This window comes from Ruegeria alba, from assembly GCF_022321465.1.
GTDB classification, from domain to species: domain Bacteria; phylum Pseudomonadota; class Alphaproteobacteria; order Rhodobacterales; family Rhodobacteraceae; genus Ruegeria_B; species Ruegeria_B alba.
Genome location: NZ_JAKOEM010000001.1, coordinates 678267 through 701087, shown reverse-complemented (window position 1 = coordinate 701087; position 22821 = coordinate 678267). Strand labels below are relative to the sequence as shown.

General features: G+C 65.5%; 20 protein-coding genes and 1 tRNA gene. 5 read left to right on the top strand and 16 right to left on the bottom strand.

Annotated features, from left to right (window positions below; all coding sequences use genetic code 11):
* Window positions 1-26: 26 nt before the first annotated feature.
* Window positions 27-1007 carry a DUF808 domain-containing protein gene (locus MB818_RS03345; protein WP_238903948.1) on the top strand — a complete coding sequence of 327 codons (981 nt, stop codon included), beginning with the start codon at window positions 27-29 and terminating at the stop codon, window positions 1005-1007.
* 18 nt (window positions 1008-1025) lie between these two features.
* Here MB818_RS03345 and MB818_RS03340 read toward each other — a convergent pair whose 3' ends face one another.
* The 7 genes from MB818_RS03340 to hutI form a co-directional block, all read right to left on the bottom strand.
* On the bottom strand, window positions 1026-2219 hold the full coding sequence (locus MB818_RS03340) for a diaminopropionate ammonia-lyase (protein WP_238903946.1): 1194 nt from the start codon (window positions 2217-2219) through the stop codon (window positions 1026-1028).
* 2 nt (window positions 2220-2221) lie between these two features.
* A complete protein-coding gene (locus MB818_RS03335; RefSeq protein WP_238903944.1) occupies window positions 2222-3364 on the bottom strand; it encodes an amidohydrolase in 1143 nt (380 codons plus the stop codon).
* Window positions 3365-3491: 127 nt separating this feature from the next.
* A complete protein-coding gene (locus MB818_RS03330; RefSeq protein ID WP_238903942.1) occupies window positions 3492-4853 on the bottom strand; it encodes a formimidoylglutamate deiminase in 1362 nt (453 codons plus the stop codon).
* An 11-nt stretch (window positions 4854-4864) separates the two neighbouring features.
* On the bottom strand, window positions 4865-6547 hold the full coding sequence (gene hutU, locus MB818_RS03325; protein ID WP_238903940.1) for a urocanate hydratase: 1683 nt from the start codon (window positions 6545-6547) through the stop codon (window positions 4865-4867).
* Between the two features lie 2 nt (window positions 6548-6549).
* Window positions 6550-7365 carry an N-formylglutamate deformylase gene (hutG, locus tag MB818_RS03320; protein ID WP_238903938.1) on the bottom strand — a complete coding sequence of 272 codons (816 nt, stop codon included), beginning with the start codon at window positions 7363-7365 and terminating at the stop codon, window positions 6550-6552.
* Window positions 7362-8900, bottom strand: coding sequence for a histidine ammonia-lyase (hutH, locus tag MB818_RS03315; RefSeq protein WP_238903936.1), 1539 nt, complete (start codon window positions 8898-8900; stop codon window positions 7362-7364). Before hutH ends, hutG begins: the two co-directional genes overlap by 4 nt.
* Window positions 8897-10102 (bottom strand): imidazolonepropionase, encoded by a 1206-nt coding sequence (gene hutI, locus MB818_RS03310; RefSeq protein ID WP_238903934.1) that lies wholly within the window; start codon window positions 10100-10102, stop codon window positions 8897-8899. The genes hutH and hutI overlap by 4 nt, the downstream gene beginning before the upstream one ends.
* Window positions 10103-10270: 168 nt before the next feature.
* Here hutI and hutC point away from each other — a divergent pair, with 168 nt between their 5' ends.
* Both hutC and MB818_RS03300 read left to right on the top strand, forming a co-directional pair.
* Window positions 10271-10972 carry a histidine utilization transcriptional repressor HutC gene (gene hutC, locus MB818_RS03305; RefSeq protein ID WP_238903932.1) on the top strand — a complete coding sequence of 234 codons (702 nt, stop codon included), beginning with the start codon at window positions 10271-10273 and terminating at the stop codon, window positions 10970-10972.
* Window positions 10973-11054: 82 nt separating this feature from the next.
* A complete protein-coding gene (locus tag MB818_RS03300) occupies window positions 11055-11519 on the top strand; it encodes an Lrp/AsnC family transcriptional regulator (protein WP_234217358.1) in 465 nt (154 codons plus the stop codon).
* 145 nt (window positions 11520-11664) lie between these two features.
* On the opposite strand, the gene tkt is transcribed toward MB818_RS03300, so the two are convergent.
* Window positions 11665-13689 (bottom strand): transketolase, encoded by a 2025-nt coding sequence (gene tkt, locus MB818_RS03295; protein ID WP_234136908.1) that lies wholly within the window; start codon window positions 13687-13689, stop codon window positions 11665-11667.
* 266 nt (window positions 13690-13955) lie between these two features.
* Between tkt and MB818_RS03290 the strand changes: the two genes are divergently transcribed.
* Together MB818_RS03290 and MB818_RS03285 are read left to right on the top strand one after the other, a co-directional pair.
* Complete coding sequence (locus tag MB818_RS03290) at window positions 13956-14837, top strand: hypothetical protein (RefSeq protein ID WP_238903930.1); 882 nt, start codon at window positions 13956-13958, stop codon at window positions 14835-14837.
* Window positions 14837-15232 carry a cell division protein ZapA gene (locus tag MB818_RS03285; protein WP_234166451.1) on the top strand — a complete coding sequence of 132 codons (396 nt, stop codon included), beginning with the start codon at window positions 14837-14839 and terminating at the stop codon, window positions 15230-15232. The genes MB818_RS03290 and MB818_RS03285 overlap by 1 nt, the downstream gene beginning before the upstream one ends.
* Before the next feature lie 127 nt (window positions 15233-15359).
* On the opposite strand, the gene grxD is transcribed toward MB818_RS03285, so the two are convergent.
* The 8 genes from grxD to MB818_RS03245 form a co-directional block, all read right to left on the bottom strand.
* Window positions 15360-15722 carry a Grx4 family monothiol glutaredoxin gene (grxD, locus tag MB818_RS03280; protein ID WP_234136905.1) on the bottom strand — a complete coding sequence of 121 codons (363 nt, stop codon included), beginning with the start codon at window positions 15720-15722 and terminating at the stop codon, window positions 15360-15362.
* A 61-nt stretch (window positions 15723-15783) separates the two neighbouring features.
* Entirely contained in the window at window positions 15784-16020 is a 237-nt protein-coding gene (locus tag MB818_RS03275; protein WP_234136903.1) for a BolA/IbaG family iron-sulfur metabolism protein, read from the bottom strand.
* Between the two features lie 122 nt (window positions 16021-16142).
* Complete coding sequence (gene purL, locus MB818_RS03270) at window positions 16143-18302, bottom strand: phosphoribosylformylglycinamidine synthase subunit PurL (protein WP_238903928.1); 2160 nt, start codon at window positions 18300-18302, stop codon at window positions 16143-16145.
* A gap of 352 nt (window positions 18303-18654) precedes the next feature.
* A tRNA-Asn gene (locus MB818_RS03265) sits at window positions 18655-18729 on the bottom strand.
* A 78-nt stretch (window positions 18730-18807) separates the two neighbouring features.
* The gene (locus MB818_RS03260) at window positions 18808-19674 is read right to left on the bottom strand and encodes an ATPase (RefSeq protein ID WP_234175584.1); all 867 of its coding nucleotides are present in this window, start codon (window positions 19672-19674) and stop codon (window positions 18808-18810) included.
* A 53-nt stretch (window positions 19675-19727) separates the two neighbouring features.
* The gene (locus tag MB818_RS03255) at window positions 19728-20627 is read right to left on the bottom strand and encodes a DMT family transporter (RefSeq protein WP_238903926.1); all 900 of its coding nucleotides are present in this window, start codon (window positions 20625-20627) and stop codon (window positions 19728-19730) included.
* A gap of 53 nt (window positions 20628-20680) precedes the next feature.
* Window positions 20681-21796: an OmpP1/FadL family transporter gene (locus MB818_RS03250; protein WP_238903924.1), complete on the bottom strand. Its 1116-nt coding sequence runs from the start codon at window positions 21794-21796 to the stop codon at window positions 20681-20683.
* 137 nt (window positions 21797-21933) lie between these two features.
* Window positions 21934-22800: a DMT family transporter gene (locus tag MB818_RS03245; protein ID WP_234136897.1), complete on the bottom strand. Its 867-nt coding sequence runs from the start codon at window positions 22798-22800 to the stop codon at window positions 21934-21936.
* Window positions 22801-22821: the final 21 nt, after the last annotated feature.

Genomic DNA, 22821 nt, shown 5'->3' with positions numbered 1-22821 from the left:
CGCGGGCAGGATGAAAGGATGCAGGCATGAGCGGATTGCTGGCCCTTCTCGATGATGTGGCGGGAATTGCCAAGGTCGCGGCGGCCTCCGTCGACGATGTGGCGGCACAGGCGGCCAAGGCGGGCGCCAAGGCGGCGGGCGCGGTGATTGACGATGCGGCGGTGACGCCGAAATACGTGCACGGTTTTGCGCCCGCGCGCGAATTGCCGATCATCTGGAAGATCGCGCGCGGATCCATCCGCAACAAGTTGCTGATCCTGCTGCCTGCGGCGCTGATCCTCGCGAATTTCGCACCCTGGCTGATCGCGCCGCTGTTGATGCTGGGCGGGGCCTATCTGTGTTTCGAGGGGGCGGAAAAGGTCTATCACGTGCTGGTGCCGCATGACACCAGCCATGTGTTCAAGGAGGACGAGCCGGGCGACCCGCTGCATCTGGAGGAGGAAAAGGCCGCCGGGGCCATCAAGACCGATTTCATCCTGTCGGCCGAGATCATGACCATCATCCTCGCCGCGATTCCCGAAAGCGGTTTCTGGATGGAGGCGGCGACGCTTGCGGTGGCCGGGATCGGCATCACCGTGGCGGTCTATGGCTCGGTGGCACTGATCGTCAAGGCGGATGATGTCGGGCTTTATCTGGCTGAAAACGGTCGGCTTGGCCCCACCCGCGCCTTTGGTCGGGGGCTGGTGCGGGGGATGCCGGGCTTCATGCATCTGCTGACAGTGGTGGGCACGGCGGCGATGCTGTGGGTGGGCGGTTCGATCGTCATCCACGGGATGGAGGAACTGGGCTTTGGCTGGCTCGGCCACCATATCCATGACCTCGCCTATGCTGCCGGACATGCGGTGCCCGCAGGCTGGACCGGCGCGGTGGAATGGACCACCAAGGCGGCGCTGGACGGCATCTTTGGCCTGGCGCTTGGCTTTGTGCTGATCCCTCTGGCGACGCGTCTGATCGCGCCGCTCTGGCACGTGGTCACCGGCAAGGGAGTGGATGCCAAGGGGCACTGAGTGCCCCTTGGACAGGGTTCAGGCCATATCTTCGCCCGCCATGATCCGGGCATAGATCTCGGGGTCGGTGATCCCTTCGGAACCGATCAGCAGCACGCGGGCGCTTTCATCCAGCCCGAGCGCGGCGCTGAGCGATGCATCGCTGCGCGCGGCGATGAGCGCAGCCAGCCCGGCCACGGCGCTTTCCCCGGCTTCGACCGCCGGGTCGTTCCCCAGCGGATGCGCCAGCAGCCGCACGGTCGGCGCCACCAGCGTATCGGGGATGGTCAGGTAATCGCGGGCCTCTTCGGCCAGGATCGCCCAGGCCAGCGGCGAGGGTTCGCCGCAGGACAGGCCCGCCATGATGGTCTCTTCGGCGATTTCGACGGCGGTGGCCGCCCCGGCGCGCGCACTTTCATAAAGACAGGCGGCGCGGTCGGGTTCGACAACAACGACACGCGGCGCCGCCTCGCCCCAATGCTGCACCAGCGCGGCGGTCACCCCGGCAGCCAGCCCGCCGACACCGCCCTGAAGAAAGACATGGGTGGGCGCCCGGTCCATCTCGCGGCAGATCTCGCGCACCATCACGCCATAGCCCGCCATCACGTCGCGCGGCGGATCGGTATAGCCGGGCCACGAGGTGTCGGAGACCACGAACCAGCCATGCGCCTCGGCCTCGTCCTTGGCCCTGCGCACCGATGCGTCGTAATCGCCGTCGATGCGGATCACCTCGGCGCCCAGATCGCGCATCGCCTGCGCGCGGCCCTCGCTCACCTCGGCATGGATATAGATGCGACAGGGTGCGCCAAAGCGCTGACAGCCCCAGGCCAGCGAGCGGCCGTGGTTGCCATCGGTGGCGGAAACCAGTGTGATCCCGGCCACCGCGTCGCGATGCTTGCCCGCGCGGATATCGGCCAGTTCGACCTGCGCGCCGGTGCGGTGGGCAATCTCGCGTTGCAACACGCCGAGGGCGGCATAGGCACCGCCAAGCGCCTTGAAGCTGCCCAGGCCAAAGCGCGGGCCTTCGTGCTTGTAGCGGATCTCATCGACGCCGATCGCCCGTGCCAGCGCCGGCAGTGCCACCAGCGGGGTCGGGGCGTAACCGTCCCATTGGGTGATCTCGCCCTCGGCGGCGTCGAAATCCTGTGGCGACAGCACCCGGTGGGCGGCATCGCCCCGGGCGGGCGAACAAGAGACATGGCCCAGATGGGCGGCGGGCAGAAGGTCTTTCATTTTCAGTCCTTTCTTTGCGGCAGCCGGTCCCGCACCAGTGCCGCCCAGAAGGCGGCCCCGATCGGCAGCAGCGCGTCGTTGAAATCGTAGTCCGTGGCATGCAGGGGCTGGGCATGGGCGCCCTCGGTCCCGTTGCCCATCAGCAGGAAGCAGCCGGGTACGGCGACGGTGAAATGGGCGAAATCCTCGGAGAAACTCATCGGCTCACGGTTGCCCTCAGCCTCCAGCCCCGCCGCGCGGGCGGCGCGGCAGACCGCCTGTGCCGGTTCTGGCGCGTTCATCGTCTCGACGAACTGAGTGTCGAAGTCGACCGCGACGCGAACCCCATGCGCCGCCGCCACGCCGCGCGCGATCTGCTCCATGAAACGCTGGATCTCGGCGCGATCCTGCGGCGCGCGGGCGCGAAAATCGCCCTTGAGCGTGGCATGACCCGGCAGCACGTTGCGCTGGCCATCGGTCAGGAATTCGGTCACCGAGATCACCGCGCCCGAGGCGGGTGCCAGCTTGCGCGCGACTACGGTTTGCAGCGCGGTCACCATCTCGGCCCCCACGGTGATCGCATCGACCCCGGCCTGCGGCATCGAGGCATGGCCGCCCTGTCCGGTGATGTCGATCTGGAACAGCGTCTCGCTGTTGCAGATCAGGCCGGGCCGGGTCGAGACATGGCCGAGGGGCGCGCCGGGCAGGTTGTGGATGGCATAGACCTCGTCGATGGGAAACCGCTCCAGAACGCCCTCGTCGATCATCGCGCGCGCGCCCAGCCCGTGCTCTTCGGCGGGCTGGAACAGGAACACCACGGTGCCGTCGAAATCGGCGGCGCGCGCAAGCTCCTCGGCGGCGCCCAGCAACATGGTCATATGCCCGTCATGGCCGCAGGCATGCATCACGCCGGGAGTGGTCGAGACATGGTCATGGCTGGTGGTCTCGGTGATCGGCAGCGCGTCCATGTCGGCGCGCAGCCCGATGGCGCGATTGCCGCTGCCCGCACGCAGCACGCCGACCACGCCCGCGCCCTCGTGCACCTCGATCCCAAGATCGCGCAGATGCGCCGCCACAACCGCCTTGGTCCGGGTCTCGGCCAGGCCAAGCTCGGGGTGGCGGTGCAGGTCGTGCCTGAGTTGCGTCAGCCGCGCGGCGAAATCCATCCTGTCGACTCCGGTTGGGATTCTGACGCAGGATAGGCGGAATCTATGCGTGTGTTACATCGTGCTTCGCAGGATGCTGCTAAATTTTTTGCGCATCTTGGCTTATGGTGACCTGGTTTTTGCGTTTTCAGATCCGCGAGAGCAGGTCACGCAGGACCGCGCCATAGCGGCGGGCGATTGCGTCCTCTGCCACATGCCGACCCGCGCGCACCTGATGGCGGCCCGCCGACCAGAGATCGGTCACCACCCGGTCACCAGCGGCAAAGATCAGCCCGTCCAGCAACTGGCCCGGTTCCAGCCCGCAGAGCGCGGGCGCCCCGCTGTCGATGGCGACCAGATCGGCCAGCGCGCCGGGCGCGATCTCTCCGGCCCCGCGGTCCAGCGCGCGGGCACCGCCGCGCACGGCCCCCAGATAAAGCGCCGCGCCCGTAGAGCCTTCGGCACCGGCCAGAACGTTGCGTTCGCGGTCGCGCAGTCGCTGGGAGTATTCCAGAAGCCGCAACTCTTCGGTAAGGGAAATCAATACGTTGGAATCCGATCCTACGCCAAATGCGCCGCCCGTTTCGAAATAGGGCACCCCGTTGAAGATGCCGTCGCCCAGGTTGGCCTCGGTGATCGGGCAAAGGCCCGCAACGGCGCCGGTGGCCGCCATGGCGCGGGTCTCGGCATCGGTCATATGGGTGGCGTGGATCAAGCACCAGCGCGGCCCGACCGCCGCGTTGTTCAACAGCCAGTCGACCGGGCGGGCGCCATAGGCGGCCTCGATCTCTTCGACCTCGCGGATCTGTTCGGCGATGTGGATATGCACCGGTCCGTCCGGGTGGCGTGCCGCGACCTCGGCCAGATCGGCGGCGGATACCGCGCGCAGCGAATGCGGCGCAATGCCGACACGGGCATCGGCGGGCAGGGTGCCTGCTTGGGCGCGGGCGCCTTCGACCAGGGTGCAATAGGCGTCAAGGTCGTTGCCGAAACGCAATTGCCCCCCCGCCAGCGCCCGCCCATCGGCGCCGCCATGGGTATAGAGGACCGGCAGCAAGGTCAGGCCGATGCCGGTTTCCGCCGCTGCCTGCACGATCCGGGCCGACATCTCGGCCCTGTCGTCATAGGGCCCGCCGCCGGGGCGGTGATGCAGGTAATGGAACTCGCCCACCGCCGCATAACCCGCCTTTTGCATCTCGACAAAGGTCTGGGCGGCAATCGCCGCCACATGCTCGGGCGTCAGCCGGTCGAGAAACCGGTACATCAGTTCGCGCCAGGTCCAGAAGCTTTCCCGGCCCCGGCTGCGATACTCGGTCATTCCCGCCATCGCCCGCTGAAAGCTGTGGCTGTGCAGGTTGCCCGGCGCGGGCAACAGCGTGTCGACCCGCACATCCCCCGGCAGCGGCGCGCTGCCCGGCTCGACCGAGGCGACATGCAGCCCGTCAAGTGTGACGCGGGCGTCAGACAGCCAGCCCTTGGGGCCAAGCAGGCGATTGGCGAAAACAGTCATCCGCGCGCGCCCTAATTGCCCAGGATGCCCGGCAGGCGCAGGCCATGTTGGCGGGCGCAGTCAAGCGCGGTCTCATAGCCCGCATCGGCATGGCGCCAGACGCCGCTGGCGGGGTCGTTCCACAGCACCCGTTCCAGCCGGCGGGCGGCCTCGGGCGTGCCATCGGCGCAGATCACCACGCCCGCATGTTGGGAAAAGCCCATGCCGACGCCGCCACCGTGATGCAGGCTGACCCAGGTGGCGCCCGAGGCGGTGTTGACCAGCGCGTTCAGCAGCGGCCAGTCGCTGACCGCGTCCGAGCCGTCGCGCATCGCTTCGGTCTCGCGGTTGGGCGAGGCGACCGAGCCGCTGTCGAGGTGGTCGCGCCCGATCACCACCGGTGCCTTCAACTCGCCACTGGCCACCATCTCGTTAAAGGCAAGGCCCGCCTTGTGCCGGTCGCCCAGGCCGATCCAGCAGATGCGCGCGGGCAGGCCCTGAAAGGCGATGCGCTCCTGCGCCATGTCCAGCCAGTTGTGCAGATGGGTGTTGTCGGGAAACAGCTCCTTCATCTTGGCGTCGGTCTTCAGGATATCCTCGGGGTCGCCCGACAGGGCGCACCAGCGGAACGGGCCGATCCCCTTGCAGAACAAGGGCCGGATATAGGCGGGGACAAAACCGGGAAAGGCAAAGGCATTTTCCAGCCCCTCATCCTGCGCCACCTGGCGGATGTTGTTGCCGTAATCCAGCGTCGGCACGCCTGCGTTCCAGAAATCGACCATCGCGGCCACATGCTGTTTCATCGAGGCGCGGGCGGCTTCCTCCACCGCTTTGGGGTCGCTCTCGCGCTTGTCCTTCCATTCCGCCATGGTCCAGCCCAGCGGCAGATAGCCGTTGATCGGGTCATGGGCGCTGGTCTGGTCGGTGACGATATCGGGGCGCAGCCCGCCCGCCTGCATGCGGGCGTGGATCTCGGGGAAAATCTCGGCGGCATTGCCCAAGAGCCCCACGGATTTCGCCTCGCCCGCCTGGGTCCAGCGGTCGATCATGGCCAGCGCCTCGTCCAGCGTTTCGGCCTTTTCATCCAGGTACCTGGTGCGCAGCCGGAAGTCGATGCTGTCGGGGTTGCACTCGACCGCCAGACAGCAGGCACCCGCAAAGACGGCGGCCAGAGGTTGCGCCCCGCCCATGCCGCCCAGACCCCCGGTCAGGATCCAGCGGCCAGTCAGGTCGCCGCCGTAATGCTGGCGCCCGGCCTCGGCAAAGGTCTCATACGTGCCCTGAACGATGCCCTGGGTGCCGATATAGATCCAGGACCCGGCGGTCATCTGGCCGTACATCATCAGGCCCTTCTTATCGAGCGCGTTGAAGTGATCCCAATTGGCCCAATGCGGCACCAGGTTGGAGTTGGCGATCAGCACGCGGGGCGCGTCGGCATGGGTGCGCACCACCGCCACCGGCTTGCCGGATTGCACCACCAGCGTCTCGTCGGATTCGAGGTCTTTCAACGTGGCAACGATGGTGTCGAAATCGCTCCATGTCCGTGCCGCGCGGCCGATGCCGCCATAGACCACCAGCTCATGCGGGTTCTCGGCCACATCCGGGTGCAGGTTGTTCATCAGCATCCGCATCGCGGCCTCGGTCTGCCAGCTCTTTGCGGTCCGCTCGGGCCCGGTGGGCGGATAGACGTCGCGGGTGTTCTTGCGGTCAAGCATGATCAGGCTCCTCTGGGGCTGCTCAGGCGCCCGGACAGCGCCAGTGTTTCGAGTTGGGTCAGGATTTCGGCCAGCACCGGGCGCAGGCGGTCGGCGCGCTCGGTCCGATAGGTCCAGGGTGCGGCCTCGTCCATATAGGCGCGCTGCGCGGTTTCCATCTGGATGGCATGTTGGCCGGTCTCGGGCTGCCCGTAATGGCGGGTGGTCCAGCCGCCCTTGAAGCGGCCGTTCAGAACGGTCTGATCCGGGTCGGCGGCGCGGCAGGTTTCAAGCGTCGCCACCTCGATCTCGGGGGCGCAGGTGGTGCCATTGTTGGTGCCGATATTGAATATCGGCAGGGTGCCCGCAAACAGGAACGGAATATCGGATCGGATCGAGTGGCAATCATAGAGCACCGCCACCCCGTGCCGGTCGCGAGCGCGCTCCAGCGCCTCGGCCAGTGCGGCGTGATAGGGGGCATGATAGGTGGCGCGGCGCTCTGCGATCTCGTCGGCGTCGGGCGCTTGCCCCGGCAGCCAGATGTCATGCCCATCGAAATCGGTGGTGGGACAGAGCGTGGTGGTGTTCTGTCCGGGATAGAGCGAGACGCCAGCGGGGTCGCGATTGGCGTCGATCACATAGCGATGCACGGTCGATTTGACGATGGTCGCGCCGGGCAGCAGACCGGCATAGAGCCGGTCGATATGCCAGTCGGTATCGCTCAGCCCCTGACCGCGCGGGTTCAGCCGGGCGTGGATCGCATCGGGCACAAAGGTGCCACCATGCGGCATGCCCAGTACCACCGGGCCGTCGCCCCGGATCACCTCGACCGGCGTCATGGCCGCAGCCCGCCCATGTCGATCCCCACCGCATCGAGGAGCGTACCGACGCCGACCAGCCGCGCCGCGGTTTCGATCTCGGGCGCCATGTAACGGTCTTCCTCCAGCCGGGGCACCTCGGCGCGCAGCCGCGCGACCGCAGCTTGCAGCGCGGTGCTGGTCTGCAAGGGCGCACGGAACTCGATGCCTTGCGCGGCGCAAAGCAGCTCGACGCCCAGGATGTAATGCAGGTTGTCGACCATCCGGCCCAGCCGCACCGCCCCATGCGCCGCCATGGAGACGTGATCCTCCTGATTGGCGCTGGTGGGGGTGCTGTCGGTGACGCAGGGATTGGCCAGATGCTTGTTCTCGCTCATCAGCGCGGCGGTGGTGACTTCGGCAATCATCAGGCCGGAATTCAGCCCCGGTTTCGGGGTCAGGAAAGGCGGCAGATCGAAACTCAGCGTCGGATCCACCATCAGAGCCACCCGGCGTTGCGCGATGGCGCCGATCTCGGACAGGGCCAGTGCGATCAGGTCGGCGGCAAAGCCCACCGGCTCGGCGTGGAAATTGCCGCCCGAGACGATCATGTCCGCCTCGGCCAGCACCAGCGGGTTGTCGGTGGCGGCATTGGCCTCGATCTCCAGCGTCTGGGCGGCCTGGCGCAGCACGTCCATGGCCGCACCGGTCACCTGCGGCTGGCAGCGGATGCAATAGGGGTCCTGCACCCGGGTGTCGCCCTCGCGATGGCTTTCGCGGATCTCCGAGCCGTCGAGCAGCGCCCGCATCCGGGCGGCGGCGTCGATCTGGCCGCGATGGCCGCGCAGGGCGTGGATTTCGGGTTGCAGGGGTGCGGTCGACCCCATGATCGCATCGGTCGACAGCGCCGCCGTCACCAGCGAGGAAGTCGCCGCGCGCCAGGCACCGAACAGGCCCGCCAGCGCGAATGCGGTCGAGAACTGGGTGCCGTTGATAAAGGCCAGCCCCTCCTTTGGCCCCAGCGGAATGGGGGTCAGGCCGGCACGTGCCAATGCCACGGCGCCGGGCAGGCGTTCGCCCTGGTATTCGGCCTCGCCTGCGCCGATGATCACCGCCGTCATATGGGCCAGCGGCGCCAGATCGCCCGAGGCTCCGACAGAACCCTGCACCGGGATCACCGGGGTGACATCGCGCGCCAGCATCTCCTGAAGCAGCGTGATCAGCTCCCAGCGCACGCCCGAGGCGCCACGCCCCAGCGACAGCAGCTTCAGCACCATCATCAGCCGGGCAATGCGGCGCGGGATCGGGGCGCCGACGCCGCAGCAATGGGAAAGGATCAGGTTGCGTTGCAGGGTGGCGGTGTCCTGCGGTGCGACCTTGAGGCTGGCCAGTTTGCCAAAGCCCGTATTCACGCCATAGACCGGCGCATCGCCCGCTGCCGCCGCCTGAATGCGCGCCGCCGCCGCCTCGACCGCCTGTCGGCAGGCGGGGTCGAGCCGCGCCGGGCTTTCGTCGAAATAGATCTGCGCCAGTTGCTCGAGCGTGGCAGAGCCGGGGGTGAGGGTGAGGGCGGTCACAAGGTGCCTCCGATGATGCGTTTGTAAAGCGGGTTGAACCCGATGCGATAGGCGAGTTCCGCCGGGTGGGCCACGTCCCAGACCGCCAGATCCGCGCGCTGGCCCGGGGCCAGCGTGCCCCGGTCGGTCATTCCCAGCGCGCGCGCGGCATTGCGGGTGGTGCCGACCAGCGCCTCTTCGGGCGTCAGGCGAAACAGGGTGCAGGCCATGTTCATCGCCAACAGCAGCGAGGTCATCGGAGAGGATCCGGGGTTGGCATCGGTCGAGACCGCCATCGGCACGCCATGTTCGCGCAACAGCGCGATGGGCGGCTTTTGCGTTTCGTTCAGGGTATAGAACGCACCGGGCAGGATCACCGCCGTCATCCCGGCCCGTGCCATGGCCACCACGCCCTCCTCGTCGAGATACTCGATATGGTCGGCCGAGAGCGCGCCGTAAGAGGCGGCGAGTTTGGCCCCGCCCAGATTGGAGAGCTGTTCGGCATGCAGCTTCACCGGCAGGCCCAGATCGCGGGCCACGTCAAAGACGCGGGCGATCTGGGCAGGGTCAAAGGCGATGCCCTCACAGAACCCGTCCACCGCATCCACCAGCCCCTCGGCATGGGCGGCGCGCAGGGCGGGGATTGTCACGGTGTCGATATAGGCATCCGCCCGTCCGGCATAGTCCGCCGGCACCGCATGGGCGCCGAGAAAGCTGGTGCGGATGGTCACGTCACGGTGCTGGCCGATCGCGCGGGCGGCGCGCAGCATGCGCAGTTCGGTCTCGGTGTCCAGCCCATAGCCGGATTTCACCTCGATCACCGCCACGCCCTCGGCGATCATCGCATCGACACGGGGCAGGGCGCTGGCGACCAGCTCTGCCTCGGTGGCGGTGCGGGTGGCCGTCACGGTCGAGACGATGCCACCACCGGCGCGCGCGACCTCTTCATAGGTGGCCCCTTGCAGCCGCATTTCGAATTCCGAGGCCCGGTTGCCGCCATGCACGATATGGGTGTGACAGTCGATCAAAGCGGGCGTCATCAGCCGCCCGCCCAGATCATGCGCGGGCAGGGTGGCGAACCGCGCGGGCAGGTCGGCACGTGGCCCGGCCCACAGGATATGCCCGGCCTCGGCCACCAGCGCGGCGTCGTGGATCAGCCCATAGGGCGCGGAGTCGCCCGCCATGGTCGCGAGGGTACAGTTCTGAAACAGGGCGATTGACATTGGGGCAGCCTGGTTGGTTTGTCCCCCTCACATGTATGAGTAATAGTTTTTTATGTCCAGTCATAATATGAGGCGCGAGCGCGCTTCTCACCCTTTTTGCGCTGTTCAGCACGCGCGCCAATTTGTATACGTAAATTCCTAATTGCGCAGATTTATAAGGGCGGGGCGATGGGCGAGGAGACGCGGGTCAGCTATCAGGAGATCAAAGCCCGCGTCCTGGCGGCGATCCGCGACAATACCTGGCCGCCGGGCGCGATGCTGCCGGGCGAGGTGGCGCTGGCCGAGGAATATGGCTGCGCGCGTGCGACCGTCAACCGGGCCATGCGCGAACTGGCCGAAGAGGGGATCGTCGAGCGCAAGCGCAAGGCGGGCACGCGGGTCAAACTGGCTCCGGTCCGGCAGGCGCGTTTCGCGATCCCGGTGGTGCGCGAAGAGATCGAGAGCACAGGTGCCACCTATCGCTATGCGCTGGTCAGCCGCTCCGAAGAGGCCGCGCCGAACTGGCTCTGCGCTCAGTTGGGGCTGTCCGCACAGGACCGGGTCTTGCAACTGGTCTGCATGCACTACGCCGACGAGCGTCCCTTTCAGCTGGAACAGCGCTGGATCAACCTGAGTACCGTGCCGCAGGCGGAGCACAAGGATTTCACCCAGATCGGCCCCAATGAATGGCTGGTCAGCGAGGTGCCGTTCACCGATATCCGGCTCAGTTTCTCGGCCTGTCGGGGCAACCGCGAAACGGCCGAGTTTCTGGGCGGCAACGAGACCGACGCCCATTTCACGGTGGAGCGGGTGACCTGGCTGGGCGAGCGGCCGGTGACCTATGCCCGGCTGCTGTTCCATTCGGGCTATCGCATGACCACGATGTTATGACACGATACGACGATGGGATCTCGTCGGATTTCGTGCTAGCCGGAAGGCCGATGCCGCAATTCGATCAGAAAGCCGGACTGCCATGTCTCATTCCCTGGACGCCGCCGACCTGACCATTCTGCGCAGCCTGCAAGAGGATTGCCGGCTGGGGCTGGAAGAGCTGGCGCATCGCTGCGCGCTGTCGGTGCCTTCGGTGCAGCGTCGGTTGAAGCGGCTGCGTGAGGCAGGCTTGATCGAAAAGGAAATCGCCGTTCTCGATCCGGCGGGGTTCGATTGGAAGATGACCTTTGTGGTGATGGTCGAACTGGAGCGGGAATCGCTTCAGCAGCTCGATCTGTTTCGCAAAAGGGCCAAGGCCGAGCCGCAGGTGCAGCAATGCTACTATGTCACCGGCGAGGCGGATTTCATCCTGATCTGCACCGCACGTGACATGCAGGATTTCGAGGCGCTGACCCATCGGTTGTTCTTCGAGGATTCGAATGTCCGGCGTTTCCGCACCTCGGTGGCGATGGACCGGACCAAGGTTTCGCTCAGCCTGCCGATCTGAGCGGCGCCGTTTTCTTGCAAAGAAAACGGGACGGAAAACAGATGTTTTCCGGGCCGGAATTTCCGCGAAATTCCGGCGGTGTTGCTCTACGGAAAAGGGGCGCGGTCACCCGCGCCCCCCCCCCTGTGTCTTTTCCGGATCAGCCTCAGCCCAGCAGGTCCTTGACCTTCGCGACAGTTGCAGCGGCGGTGATGCCGAACTTCTCATAGAGCTCTTCGGCCGGGGCCGAGGCGCCAAATCCGGTCATACCGACAAAGCCCGCCTTGGCCTCGCGCCCACGCTCGCCCAGCAGCCAGCGGTCCCAGCCGCCTGCACGAACCGCGGCCTCGATGCCGACGCGGACCGGGCCTGCGGGCAGGACGCGCTTGCGATAGGCTTCGTCCTGCTCGGCAAACAGTTCCATGCACGGCATCGACACCACGCGGGTGCCGATACCCTCGGCCTCGAGCGCTGCGCGGGCCTGCATGGCGATCTCGACCTCGGAGCCGGTGGCGATCAGGATCGCCTGACGCTTGCCCGCGCTTGCATCGGCCAGCACATAGGCGCCCTGCGCGCTGAGGTTCTTGGTCTTGTGCTCGGTGCGCAGTGTCGGCAGGTTCTGGCGCGTCAGCGACAGGACCGAGGGGCTCTGCTGGAAGGTTAGTGCAAGTTCCCAGGCCTCGGCTGTTTCCACCGTGTCGGCGGGGCGGAACACATAGGTGTTGGGCGTGGCCCGGCTGATCGCCAGATGCTCCACCGGCTGGTGGGTCGGGCCGTCCTCGCCCAGGCCGATCGAGTCATGCGTCATCACAAAGACCGACGGGATCTTCATCAGCGCGGCCAGGCGCATCGCCGGGCGGGCATAGTCGGTAAAGCACATGAAGGTGCCGCCATAGGGGCGGATGCCACCATGCAGCGCCATGCCGTTCATCGCCGCCGCCATGCCGTGTTCGCGAATACCCCAGTGGATATAGCGTCCCTTGCGGTTTTCCGGCAGGAAGATGCCCAGATCGGCGGTCTTGGTGTTGTTCGAGCCGGTCAGGTCGGCCGAGCCGCCGACGGTCTCGGTCATGATCGGGTTCACGACCTTCAGCACCTCTTCCGAGCTTTTGCGGGTGGCCCATTTGGGCTGCTCTTCCGAGACCTGCTTTTTCAGCGCGCGGATGGCACCGGCCAGCTTCTTGGGCGCCTCGAACGCATAGGCGCGGGTGAATTCGGCCTGCTTGCGCTCGCTCAGCTCGGCAAAGCGGGCCTGCCAGGCGGCGCGTTCGGCGGCGCCGCGGCTGCCGATGGCTTCCCAGGCGGATTTCACGTCCGAAGGCACCTCGAAGGGTCCATGTGCCCAGCCATAGGCCTCTTTCGCGGCCAGAAGCTGGCCCTGGTCGGTCAGCGCGCCATGACCCTTAGAGGTGTCCTGTGCCGCGTGGCCCAGCGCGATATGGGTCTTGCAGGCGATCATCGTGGGCTTTTTCGAACCCTTGGCCTGGGTCAGGGCGGCGTCGATGGCGGCCGGGTCGTGACCGTCGATCTCGATCACATGCCAGCCCGAGGCGGCAAAGCGGCGGACCTGATCGGTGCGGTCGGCGATATCGACGGTACCGTCGATGGTGATGTTGTTGTTGTCCCACAGGACGACCAGCTTGCTCAGCTCCAGACGCCCGGCAAGGCCGATGGCCTCCTGGCTGACGCCCTCCATCAGGCAGCCGTCACCGGCGATCACATAGGTGTAATGGTCGACGACCTTCTTGCCGTACTGCGCGCGCTGGATTTCCTCGGCGATGGCAAAGCCCACGGCGTTCGAGATGCCCTGACCCAGAGGGCCGGTGGTGGTCTCGATTCCCTTGGCCAGGAAATTCTCGGGGTGGCCGGCAGTCTTGGCACCCATCTGGCGGAAGTTTTTGATCTCCTCCAGCGTGATCTCGGGATTGCCGGTGAGATAGAGCAGCGAATAGAGCAGCATCGAACCATGGCCGGCCGACAGGATGAACCGGTCGCGGTCGGGCCATGTGGGGGTGGCGGCGTCGAATTTCAGGTGCTTTTCGAACAGCACGGTGGCGACATCGGCCATGCCCATCGGCATGCCGGAATGGCCGGAATTCGCCGCCGCGATGGCATCCAGCGTCAGGGCGCGGATGGCGGTGGCCTTGGTCCAGTGGTCGGGGTTCGCAGTGCGCAGCGCAATCAGGTCCACGAGGCTTTGTCCTTTGGGTTTCGGGCGGGTTTTGCGCTCAATACCACTCACCCCTCAAAGTTCAAGCCAAACAGGTTTTTTGTCGGAGACGCTACATCAGAAGCCGCCGACAAGTCGTTGAAAGCAAAGATGGGGGTATTTTCCCCGTCATTTGGTTAGACTACTGCTATCCATTCCGGCATCCGATTCGGTCGGCATCATTGCCGCGCCGTTCCGGGTCCGGAAAAGAGAAGCAAGAACAACACGCGCATCACGAGGGTGAGGGCATGAGCCAGATCGAGGAACTGCACAGCCGCATTTCGGTCGCGATGGAGCGGATCGGAGCCGGGGTCGAAGCCCTGGCGATGCCGCAAGAGGCAGCGCCGCCATCGGAATCCGTCGAAGCCGATAATGATCTGATCGCTGCGCTGGAAGACGAACGGCTCGCTAATGCGCAGTTGCAAGAGCGACTGAAGGCGATCAAGTCCAAATATGAGGTCGAAATCCAGGCGCTGCAAGCTGAGGCCGCAGCAGCGCCGATGCCCGTCGAGGATGAAGGCGAGCTTGACAGGCTGCGAGCGGATCTGGCCGAGGCCACCGCCAAGCTGGTGGCGGCCGAGGCGGCCCGGGCAGAGCTGGCCGAGGCCAAGGCGGCGCTGGAGGCCGAAGACCAGAGCACGCTGTTGCGCGCAGAGATCGACGCGCTCAAGGCCGAGCTCGACGCGGTCGAGGATGTTGAGGCGCTCAAGGCCGAGATCGAGGATCTGCGCTCCCAGGCCGGCAACAGCGCGGTCGAGGATGAACTGCGCACCGAGATCGAGGCTCTGAAATCCGAACTGGGCCAGTCCGAACGAGTCTCGGAGTTGAGCTCTGAGTTGGAGATGCTGCGCGCCGAACGGGTCAGCCATGGTGCGGCAATGTCGCGACTGGATGGCGATCTGCAACGGCTGCGCAAGGCCAATGATCAGCTGCGCAAGGCACTGTCGGATCTGCGCGCCGCCAACGAGGCCGGGGTGGGCGAGCCGCACCTGATCAATGCGGCGATGCTGGCCGAACTGGAGGCTCTGCGCGCTCAACGTGCCACCGATGCGGCCGAGGTTCAGGCGGTGCTGAGCAAACTGGGGCCGCTGCTGACGTCGGCGAACCTGGCGGAAGGAGAGGATGAATAATGCCCGAAGTGACAATTCATATCGGCGGCCGCGCCTTCGAGGTTTCCTGTCAGGAAGGCGAGGAGAGCTTTCTGCATTCGGCTGCCAAGATGCTGGATGACGAGGCGCAGGTGCTGTCGGACCAGATCGGGAGGATGCCCGAGGCTCGGATGCTGCTGATGGCCGGGCTGATGCTGGCCGACAAGACTGCCGCAGTCGAAGACAAGATCGGCGTAGTCGAAGCCCGGTTGGCCGAGCGCGAGGCCGAACTGGAAGCGCTGAAATCCGCACCCGCACCCGCGCCCGAGCGGGTTGAGGTGGCAGTGATCCCGCCCTCGGTCACCGATACTTTGGCGGAACTGGCGGCCCGCGCCGAGGCGCTGGCCGACCGGATCGAAGAAAAGGTGGTAGGCTGAGGCCGGGCCAAGATATCGCGGATATCTTGTAAAAAGCGCCCCTTGGGGCGCTTTTTTGACAGGATTTCAGGGGAAATCCTGTTGCAAAGTCTTTCCAAGACTTTGCTTGCGGTTGCCGTAAGGGCGTTCAGGCGTTGGCGGCGCGGATCTTGTCGGCGGCGTCCTTGTCATAGGCCACGCCGTTCTCTTCCAACAGCGTGTCCAACTCGCCTGACAGGGTCATTTCGGTGATGATGTCGCAGCCGCCCACGAACTCGCCTTTGACATAAAGCTGCGGGATGGTCGGCCAGTCGGAATAGTCCTTGATGCCCTGGCGGATCTCGTCATCGGCCAGCACGTTCACATCCTGATAGGCCACGCCCATGTAGTTGAGCACGCCGGCCACGCGGCTGGAAAACCCGCATTGCGGCATTTCCTTGGTGCCCTTCATGTAGAGCACCACATCGTTGGCTTTGACGGTTTCGTCGATACGGGTCTTTGCGTCGGTCATTGATGCGTTTCCTTCTGCGCCACGCGGGGTGGCAGAACTGTCTGTTTCCGGCGCCCAACGCCTATTCGGGCGCCTTGGTGGTCAGGGCCAGCGCGTGCAGCTTGCCGCTGTCGATTTCGGGCTTCACCGCCGCGTTGACGGCACGCTGTTGCTGGATCCGGCTCTGGCCACGAAAGCTTTCGTCCACCACCTCGGCGGCCCAATGATTGCCGTCGCCTGCTAGGTCGGTGATGGTGATTTTTGCCTTGGGGAAGTTGGCGCGGATCAGCGCCTCGATTTCATGGGCTTCCATGGCCATGTTATATACTCCAGATGTCTTGCCCCCAGATGTAGAGCGCCGGACCGGGGCGCGCAAGTCACCCCCGCAGTTGCCACTGGAAAAGCGCGCCCCGGAGGCGCGCGTTGGGGCCGGGGCGCTTCTCAGGCGACCACGGCTGCAAAGCTGGTGCGGAAGGTGGCGGCCAAGTCCGCCAGCGGTGCCTCGGAGCCGCCGATGCGCACGGTGTCGCCGGTGAAGCGGCCGACCGAAGTGACCGTCACGCCCGCCTGCGCCGCCGCCGACATCAGCGCCTCGGCCTGATCGAAATTGCAGGCGACCAGATAGCGGGCCTGATCTTCGCCGAACAGGAATTCGGTCGGGGCCTCGTCCAGGTGGACGCCGACGCCGGCCGTCTCGGCAAGTTCAAACGCTGCCAGTGCCAGGCCGCCATCACCCAGATCGGTGCAGGCCTTGATCAGCGCGCGGTTGGCGCGGATGAACTCTCCGTTGCGGCGCTCGGCCTCCAGATCCACGTGGGGCGCATCGCCATCCTCGCGGTTGAACACCTCGGCCAACAGTGCCGATTGGCCCAGATGGCCGGTGGTCTCGCCGATCACCAGCGCCACATGGCCCTCGCGGACCTCCTTGCCGATGATCTCGTCGGTCGAGGCCAAGAGGCCAACGGCGCCGATCGTTGGGGTGGGCAGGATCGCGGTGCCATCGGTCTCGTTATAGAGCGAGACGTTACCCGAGACGATGGGCATGTCGAGCGCGGCACAGGCGGCGCCGATCCCCTTGATGGCGCCGACGAACTGGCCCATGATCTCGGGCTTTTCGGGATTACCGAAATTCAGGTTGTCGGTGGTGGCCAGCGGCAGCGCGCCCACGGCGGTCAGGTTGCGATAGGCCTCGGCCACCGCCTGTTTGCCACCCTCGATGGGGTTGGCGCGGACATAGCGGGGCGTCACGTCGCTGGTAAAGGCCAGCGCCTTGTCGGTGCCGTGCACGCGCACGATCCCGGCGCCCAGGCCCGGCGTGCGGGCGCTGTCGGCCATGACCATGGTATCGTATTGTTCATAGACCCACTGCTTGCCGCCATAGTTGGGCGAGGCCAGCAGCGCGCGCAGCCCGTCGACCGGGTCGATCTGGGGTACTTCGGCCAGCGGCTCGGCGGCCGGGGTCGGCACCCAGGGGCGGTCGTATTCCGGGGCGGTCGAAGACAGTTTCGACAGCACCAGATCGGCTTTCACCTCTCCGTGATGCATGATGAGGAAGCGGTCTTCGGCGATGGTTTCGCCCACGATGGCGAAATCCAGATCCCATTTCTCGAACACGGCGCGGGCCTCGGCCTCAAGCTCGGGCTTCAATACCATCAGCATCCGTTCCTGGGATTCCGACAGCATCATCTCGTAGGCGGTCATGTTCTCTTCGCGCTGGGGCACGTTTTCCAAGTCCAGACGCACGCCCAGACCGCCCTTGTCGCCCATTTCCACCGCCGAACAGGTCAAGCCCGCGGCGCCCATGTCCTGGATCGAGATCACGGCGCCGGTCTGCATCAGCTCCAGCGTCGCCTCCATCAGGCGTTTCTCGGTGAACGGGTCGCCCACCTGCACGGTGGGGCGCTTTTCCTCGATCGTGTCGTCGAACTCGGCGCTGGCCATGGTGGCGCCGCCGACGCCGTCGCGCCCGGTCTTGGCACCGAGATAGACCACCGGCATGCCGACACCCGAGGCAGCGGAGTAGAAGATCTTGTCGCTGTCGGCCAGACCGGCGGCAAAGGCGTTCACAAGGCAGTTGCCGTTATAGGCAGGGTGAAAGCGCACCTCACCGCCCACACAGGGAACCCCGAAACAGTTGCCATAGCCGCCGATGCCCTCGACCACGCCATTGACCAGTTGCCGGGTCTTGGGGTGCGCGGGCTCGCCAAAGGACAGCGCGTTCATCGAGGCAATGGGGCGTGCACCCATGGTAAACACGTCACGCAGGATGCCGCCTACGCCGGTGGCCGCGCCCTGGTAGGGCTCGATATAGGAGGGGTGGTTGTGGCTCTCCATCTTGAAGACCACCGCCTGACCGTCGCCGATATCGACTACGCCCGCGTTCTCGCCCGGACCACAGATCACCTGCGGACCGCTGGTGGGCAGGGTGCGCAGCCATTTCTTGGAGGATTTGTAGGAACAATGCTCGTTCCACATGGCCGAGAAGATGCCCAGCTCGGTAAAGGTCGGTTCGCGCCCGATGATCTCGAGGATCATGTCGTATTCCTCGGGCTTCAGCCCGTGCGCGGCGATCAGGTCCGGAGTGATTGCGGGCTCTTGCATCTGGTGTCGTTCCCCCGTGAAAGTTGAGATGCCTTTAACGGATATCCGAAGGAGGGGGAAGAGGGGGACGCCGGTCAGACCCGCGACCTGTTCGCGCCTGCTCAGCGGATGAGGCCAACAGGTTTCGAAACCGGAGCGACGGCGCGCGGATTGCACTTGCGCGCTGTTTTGCGGATTTTGCGAACAAGCACAGCGGGCGCGGAGGAAAACCGGTTCTGCACTCTAACCTGCCCGGGGCGGCGGGCGGCGCACAGGGCAATCGTCCGTCGCGATACAAGGGTTGCCGATTGAAAAACGCAAAAGGCGAAACCGAGGGGGCTCGCCCTTTTTGCTTGAGTATCAAGCGATTGAATGGCTCCGGCGGTAGGGATCGAACCTACGACCAATTGATTAACAGTCAACTGCTCTACCGCTGAGCTACGCCGGAACGGTTCGCGCCGTATAGCAATCCCGATTCAGCGCGTCCAGAGGGGGAGGAGAAAATTCGTCGAATTTTCTCACGCGCTCAGCCGGGGCGGTTTTCCAGGGTGGATTCAATCAGCTCGTCGAAATCTGCGGCGTCGCGGATGGCGCCGATCTGTTCGGCGGTGACGGTGATCCCCCAGTTGCGGGCCATGGCGCGATAGCGGGGCTGGCGATGGGCCAGCGCCTGGGCATAGGTCCAGCGGATAAAGGCGTCGGGGTCAACTTCGTCGGGCGCGCAATCGTTCTCGGCCAGATAGGCCTCCCACACCCGGGACAGGAATTCCGGCTGATAGGACATCGGTTTGGGCGCCTTGTCGAAACGGCGGATCAGCTCGGCGGTATGCGCCTCGGACCCTTCGATCCAGATCATCAGCGTGTGCTTGGACAATTCGTTCAGGACCTGATCGCGCGGATCCTCGGGGTCGACCCATTCGCAGATCGAGCCACCGGTATCGCAGATGAAATGCGGATAGCCATAGAGACGCTGCGCCCGGTCGATGAAATACTCGGTGTCGAGCAGGGCATAGATCTCGGCATGGCGGAACTGGTCCTGGCGCCGGCGGTATTCGGCGATGGGCAGGCCGCCTTTGCCGGGCGCGCCGGGCTTGCCCAGATAGGTCGAGACCGGGGTCAGGTTCTCGAATGAGATGTTCGAGCCGATATAGATCGAATCCGACATCAGGAGATCGCGCAGGAAGGGCACCTTCATTGCCTCGGCCTTGGCATTGTCGGTGATGAACTCGCCCATATAGCGGGTGCCGATGCGGTAATCGATCGAGTAGTGGAACCAGTCGCCGTTGTCGCGCAACCGGTTCGAGACATGGGTCTTGCCCAGGCCCGACATGCCGAAAAAGAGCACTTTCTTGCGGCTGGCCTCGCGCCAGTCCCGAGCCGAGCCGTAGATCATCCCGCCCTCATCCTTGCTGTTCTGGCCCTTGCTAATGGGCGCGGCGGGCGGGGTCAATCGTGGCGGCGCGGGCGGCGGTTCAGCACCATCAGGCCAAGGGCCAGCAGGGCAAGGCCACCAAAGGCATTGGCCGGCAGCGCCTCGGATCGTATCCAGGCACCCAGGCCAATAGCCACCGGCGGGATTACCAGCGTGACCAGCATCAGGTTCCCCGCACCGGCCATAGCCAAAACCCGGTAATAAAGCAGATAGGCCCCCGCCGTGGCGACCAGCGCGTAATATCCGATCGCCGCCCAGGTCACCGGTTGCAGCGACAGGGTGACCGGCCCGTCGATCAGCAGCGCGGCAGGCAACAGGATCAGGCTCGACCCGGTCAGCATTCCGGCAGCGGCCAGTTGCGGTGGCAACCCGCTCAGCCGGGCGCGCGCCCAGGCCCCGGCCAGTGCATAGGAAAGCGTGCCCGCCAGCACCGCCAGCTGCGCGGTCGAGCGCGGGTCGAGCCGGGTCAGATGCTCTGGCCCGATGGTCACCACGACGCCGGCAAAGCCGATGCTCACCCCCAGCAGGCGCCGGGGCGTCAACCGCTCGTCGGCAAAGACCGCTGCCGCGACCAGCACGCCAAAGATCGCGGTGCTGGCATTCAGGATCGAGGTGAGCCCGGTCTCGATATGCAACTGGCCCCAGGCCATCAGGCCAAAGGGGATCACGTTGTTCAAAAGCCCCATCACCAGAAAGGCGCCCCAGATGCGGGGATCGCGCGGCAGCGCGATGCGGCTGGCCCAGACCACCAGCCACAACAGCAGGGCAGCCCAGAACGTCCGGTGCAGCACTGCCGTGACCACCGGCACCTCGTCCAGCGCGATGCGGATCGCCAGGAAGGACGCGCCCCAGATCAGGCCAAGCAGCAACAGCTCGGCCCAGGCGCGTGGGGACAGGGTTTTCTGATCGTTCATGCCCTGTTGTGCCCGACCCCGCGCCCCCGCGCGACCCGATTCCTGCGCCTTGATCAGTTCAGCGCATAGGTGATCTGGAACCCGACGCTCCAGGCGCTGTTGCCGGTAAAGCGGGCGCCGTTGTTGGTGGTGGCATCGCCCAGATCGGTATAGCGCACGCCGCCCGAAATCTTGGCCTTGTCCAGCGAATAGGTGCCGCCCAGTCCGATGCTCCAGAACCCGTCGGTGGGGCCGAGATCGGACAGGCTGTCGCCCGAGCGCCGCTCGTATCCCAAAGTCACCGCGCCCGAGAAAGCCTCGGAGAATTTCCGCCCGATGCCCAGCGAATAGGTCACCGTATCGCTGTCGTAGTCGACCAGGTTGCTAAGCGGCGGATAATTGGGCGGGTTATAGACCAGCGCGGTCCAGTCGACCCAGCGCACGCTGCCAAAGAGAAGCGTGTCGGCGGCGATGCCGGTCTGGAAATCCAGGTTCACCGATTGCGGCGTGCTGATCGTGCTGGTCGAGGGCAGGGTGGCCACAAAGCCCGGCGGTGCGGGCGGCGGCGGGTTCAGGCTCTCGCTTTGTTGCAGGGTATGGTCGATGGCCGAGTTATAGGTCAGCGCCACCCTTGCGGCGATATCGGGCCGCTCCCAAGCGACGCCCACGACATAGCCGTAATCGACCGGGCTGTCGGTGGTCACGCGATATCCGGCAGCGGCGGGAACGGTGACGCTGGCCTCGGCCCGCTGGGCGCGCAGGCCGCCGATCACGCTCAGCCCCCGGTCAAAGCGATAGCGGAACACGGCGGTCAGCGCGTCGGTATCGGCCTTGGCCCTGAGCACATCGCGGCGCCCGCCCGGTACCGGGTTTTGCGATAGCGGATAGGCGGCGTCATAGGTGATGTCGGCGCCAAAGGGCTGGTCATAGATCAGCGCGAAATCCAGCCGGTCGGTCAGTGCTTTCTTATAGGCGAAATGCGGCAGGACAAAGCTGTTGGCCACATTGCCCGAGGGCACACCGCCCAGGCTGCCGCTGACGCGGGGGTCGGTCCAGCCGAGGCGAAACTGGACCGCATCGCCCTCTTCAAAGAGGATGTTGATGCCCTGGCCTGACCGGTCAAGGCCGCCCGCCTGTGCCGCCACCGTCAGGGCGCACAAAGCCAGCGCACCCGAAAGCGCGTATCTCATTGATCTCTCCCAGATATCTCCGTCCCGCGCAGGTGAGTGGCTGCGGGGATTTCCCATTGTGGTGAGATCAAGTTATGGGGGTGTACAGATCGGTCAACTCTTGACGATGGGTCAGCTCGCGCCGGATTGAGAGAGCGTTACCGCGCCGTGTTCCGGGTCTCGGCAAGGATATTGAGGTAGTTGCCGGCAAAGATCACCGCGGCGCCGACGAAAACCCAGATATCCAGTGCCTCGCCATAGAGCAGCATGCCGACCACGGCGATGGTGGGCAGGCGGGCAAAATCGATAGGGACGACCACGGTGGCGGGGGCAATGGCCAGCGCGTTGGTGATGCAAAAATGCGCCAGCAGACCGGCCAGCCCCACCAGCACCAGATAGGGCGCGGTGCCGAGCGTGGGCAGTGCAATCTGACCGTCATGGCCCGAGGCCACCAGCCCCAGCACCGCCTGCATGATCGTCAGCCAGAACATGATGCAGCCGATACTGGCAAGCCGTGTGAGCTTTTTCGTGGAAATCGTTGTCATGGCAAAGAAAATCGCCGACAGCGCCGCCGTGACAATTCCGATATTGAGACTGCTGGCGCCGGGGCGGGCAACGATCAGGATCCCGATGAAGCCGATGACCGCCGCGGCCACGCGCACCCGTGTCATTCGTTCACCCAAAAGCAGCGGTGACAGCAGGATGACCCAAAGCGGCTGGGTGAATTCCAGCGCAAAGACCTGTGCCAGCGGGATCACGGTGACGGCAAAGAACCACAGGTTCTGGCCGGTGAAATGCACCGCATTGCGCAGCGCGTGCAGACCCAGCGCGCGGGTGCTGACCTGATGCCATTTACCGCTGAAGGTGAGCGCCAGCGACACCACCAGCACGCCCACAAAGCTGCGATACATCATGATTTCGAATGTATCATGCACGGCGCTCAACTCGCGCCCGGCCACCGCCATCGCCGAGAACGAGGCGATGGCACCGGTCATCCATAGCGCGGCGCGGGCGATGGGGCTCATGCCGCTATCGGGCAGGCCGCG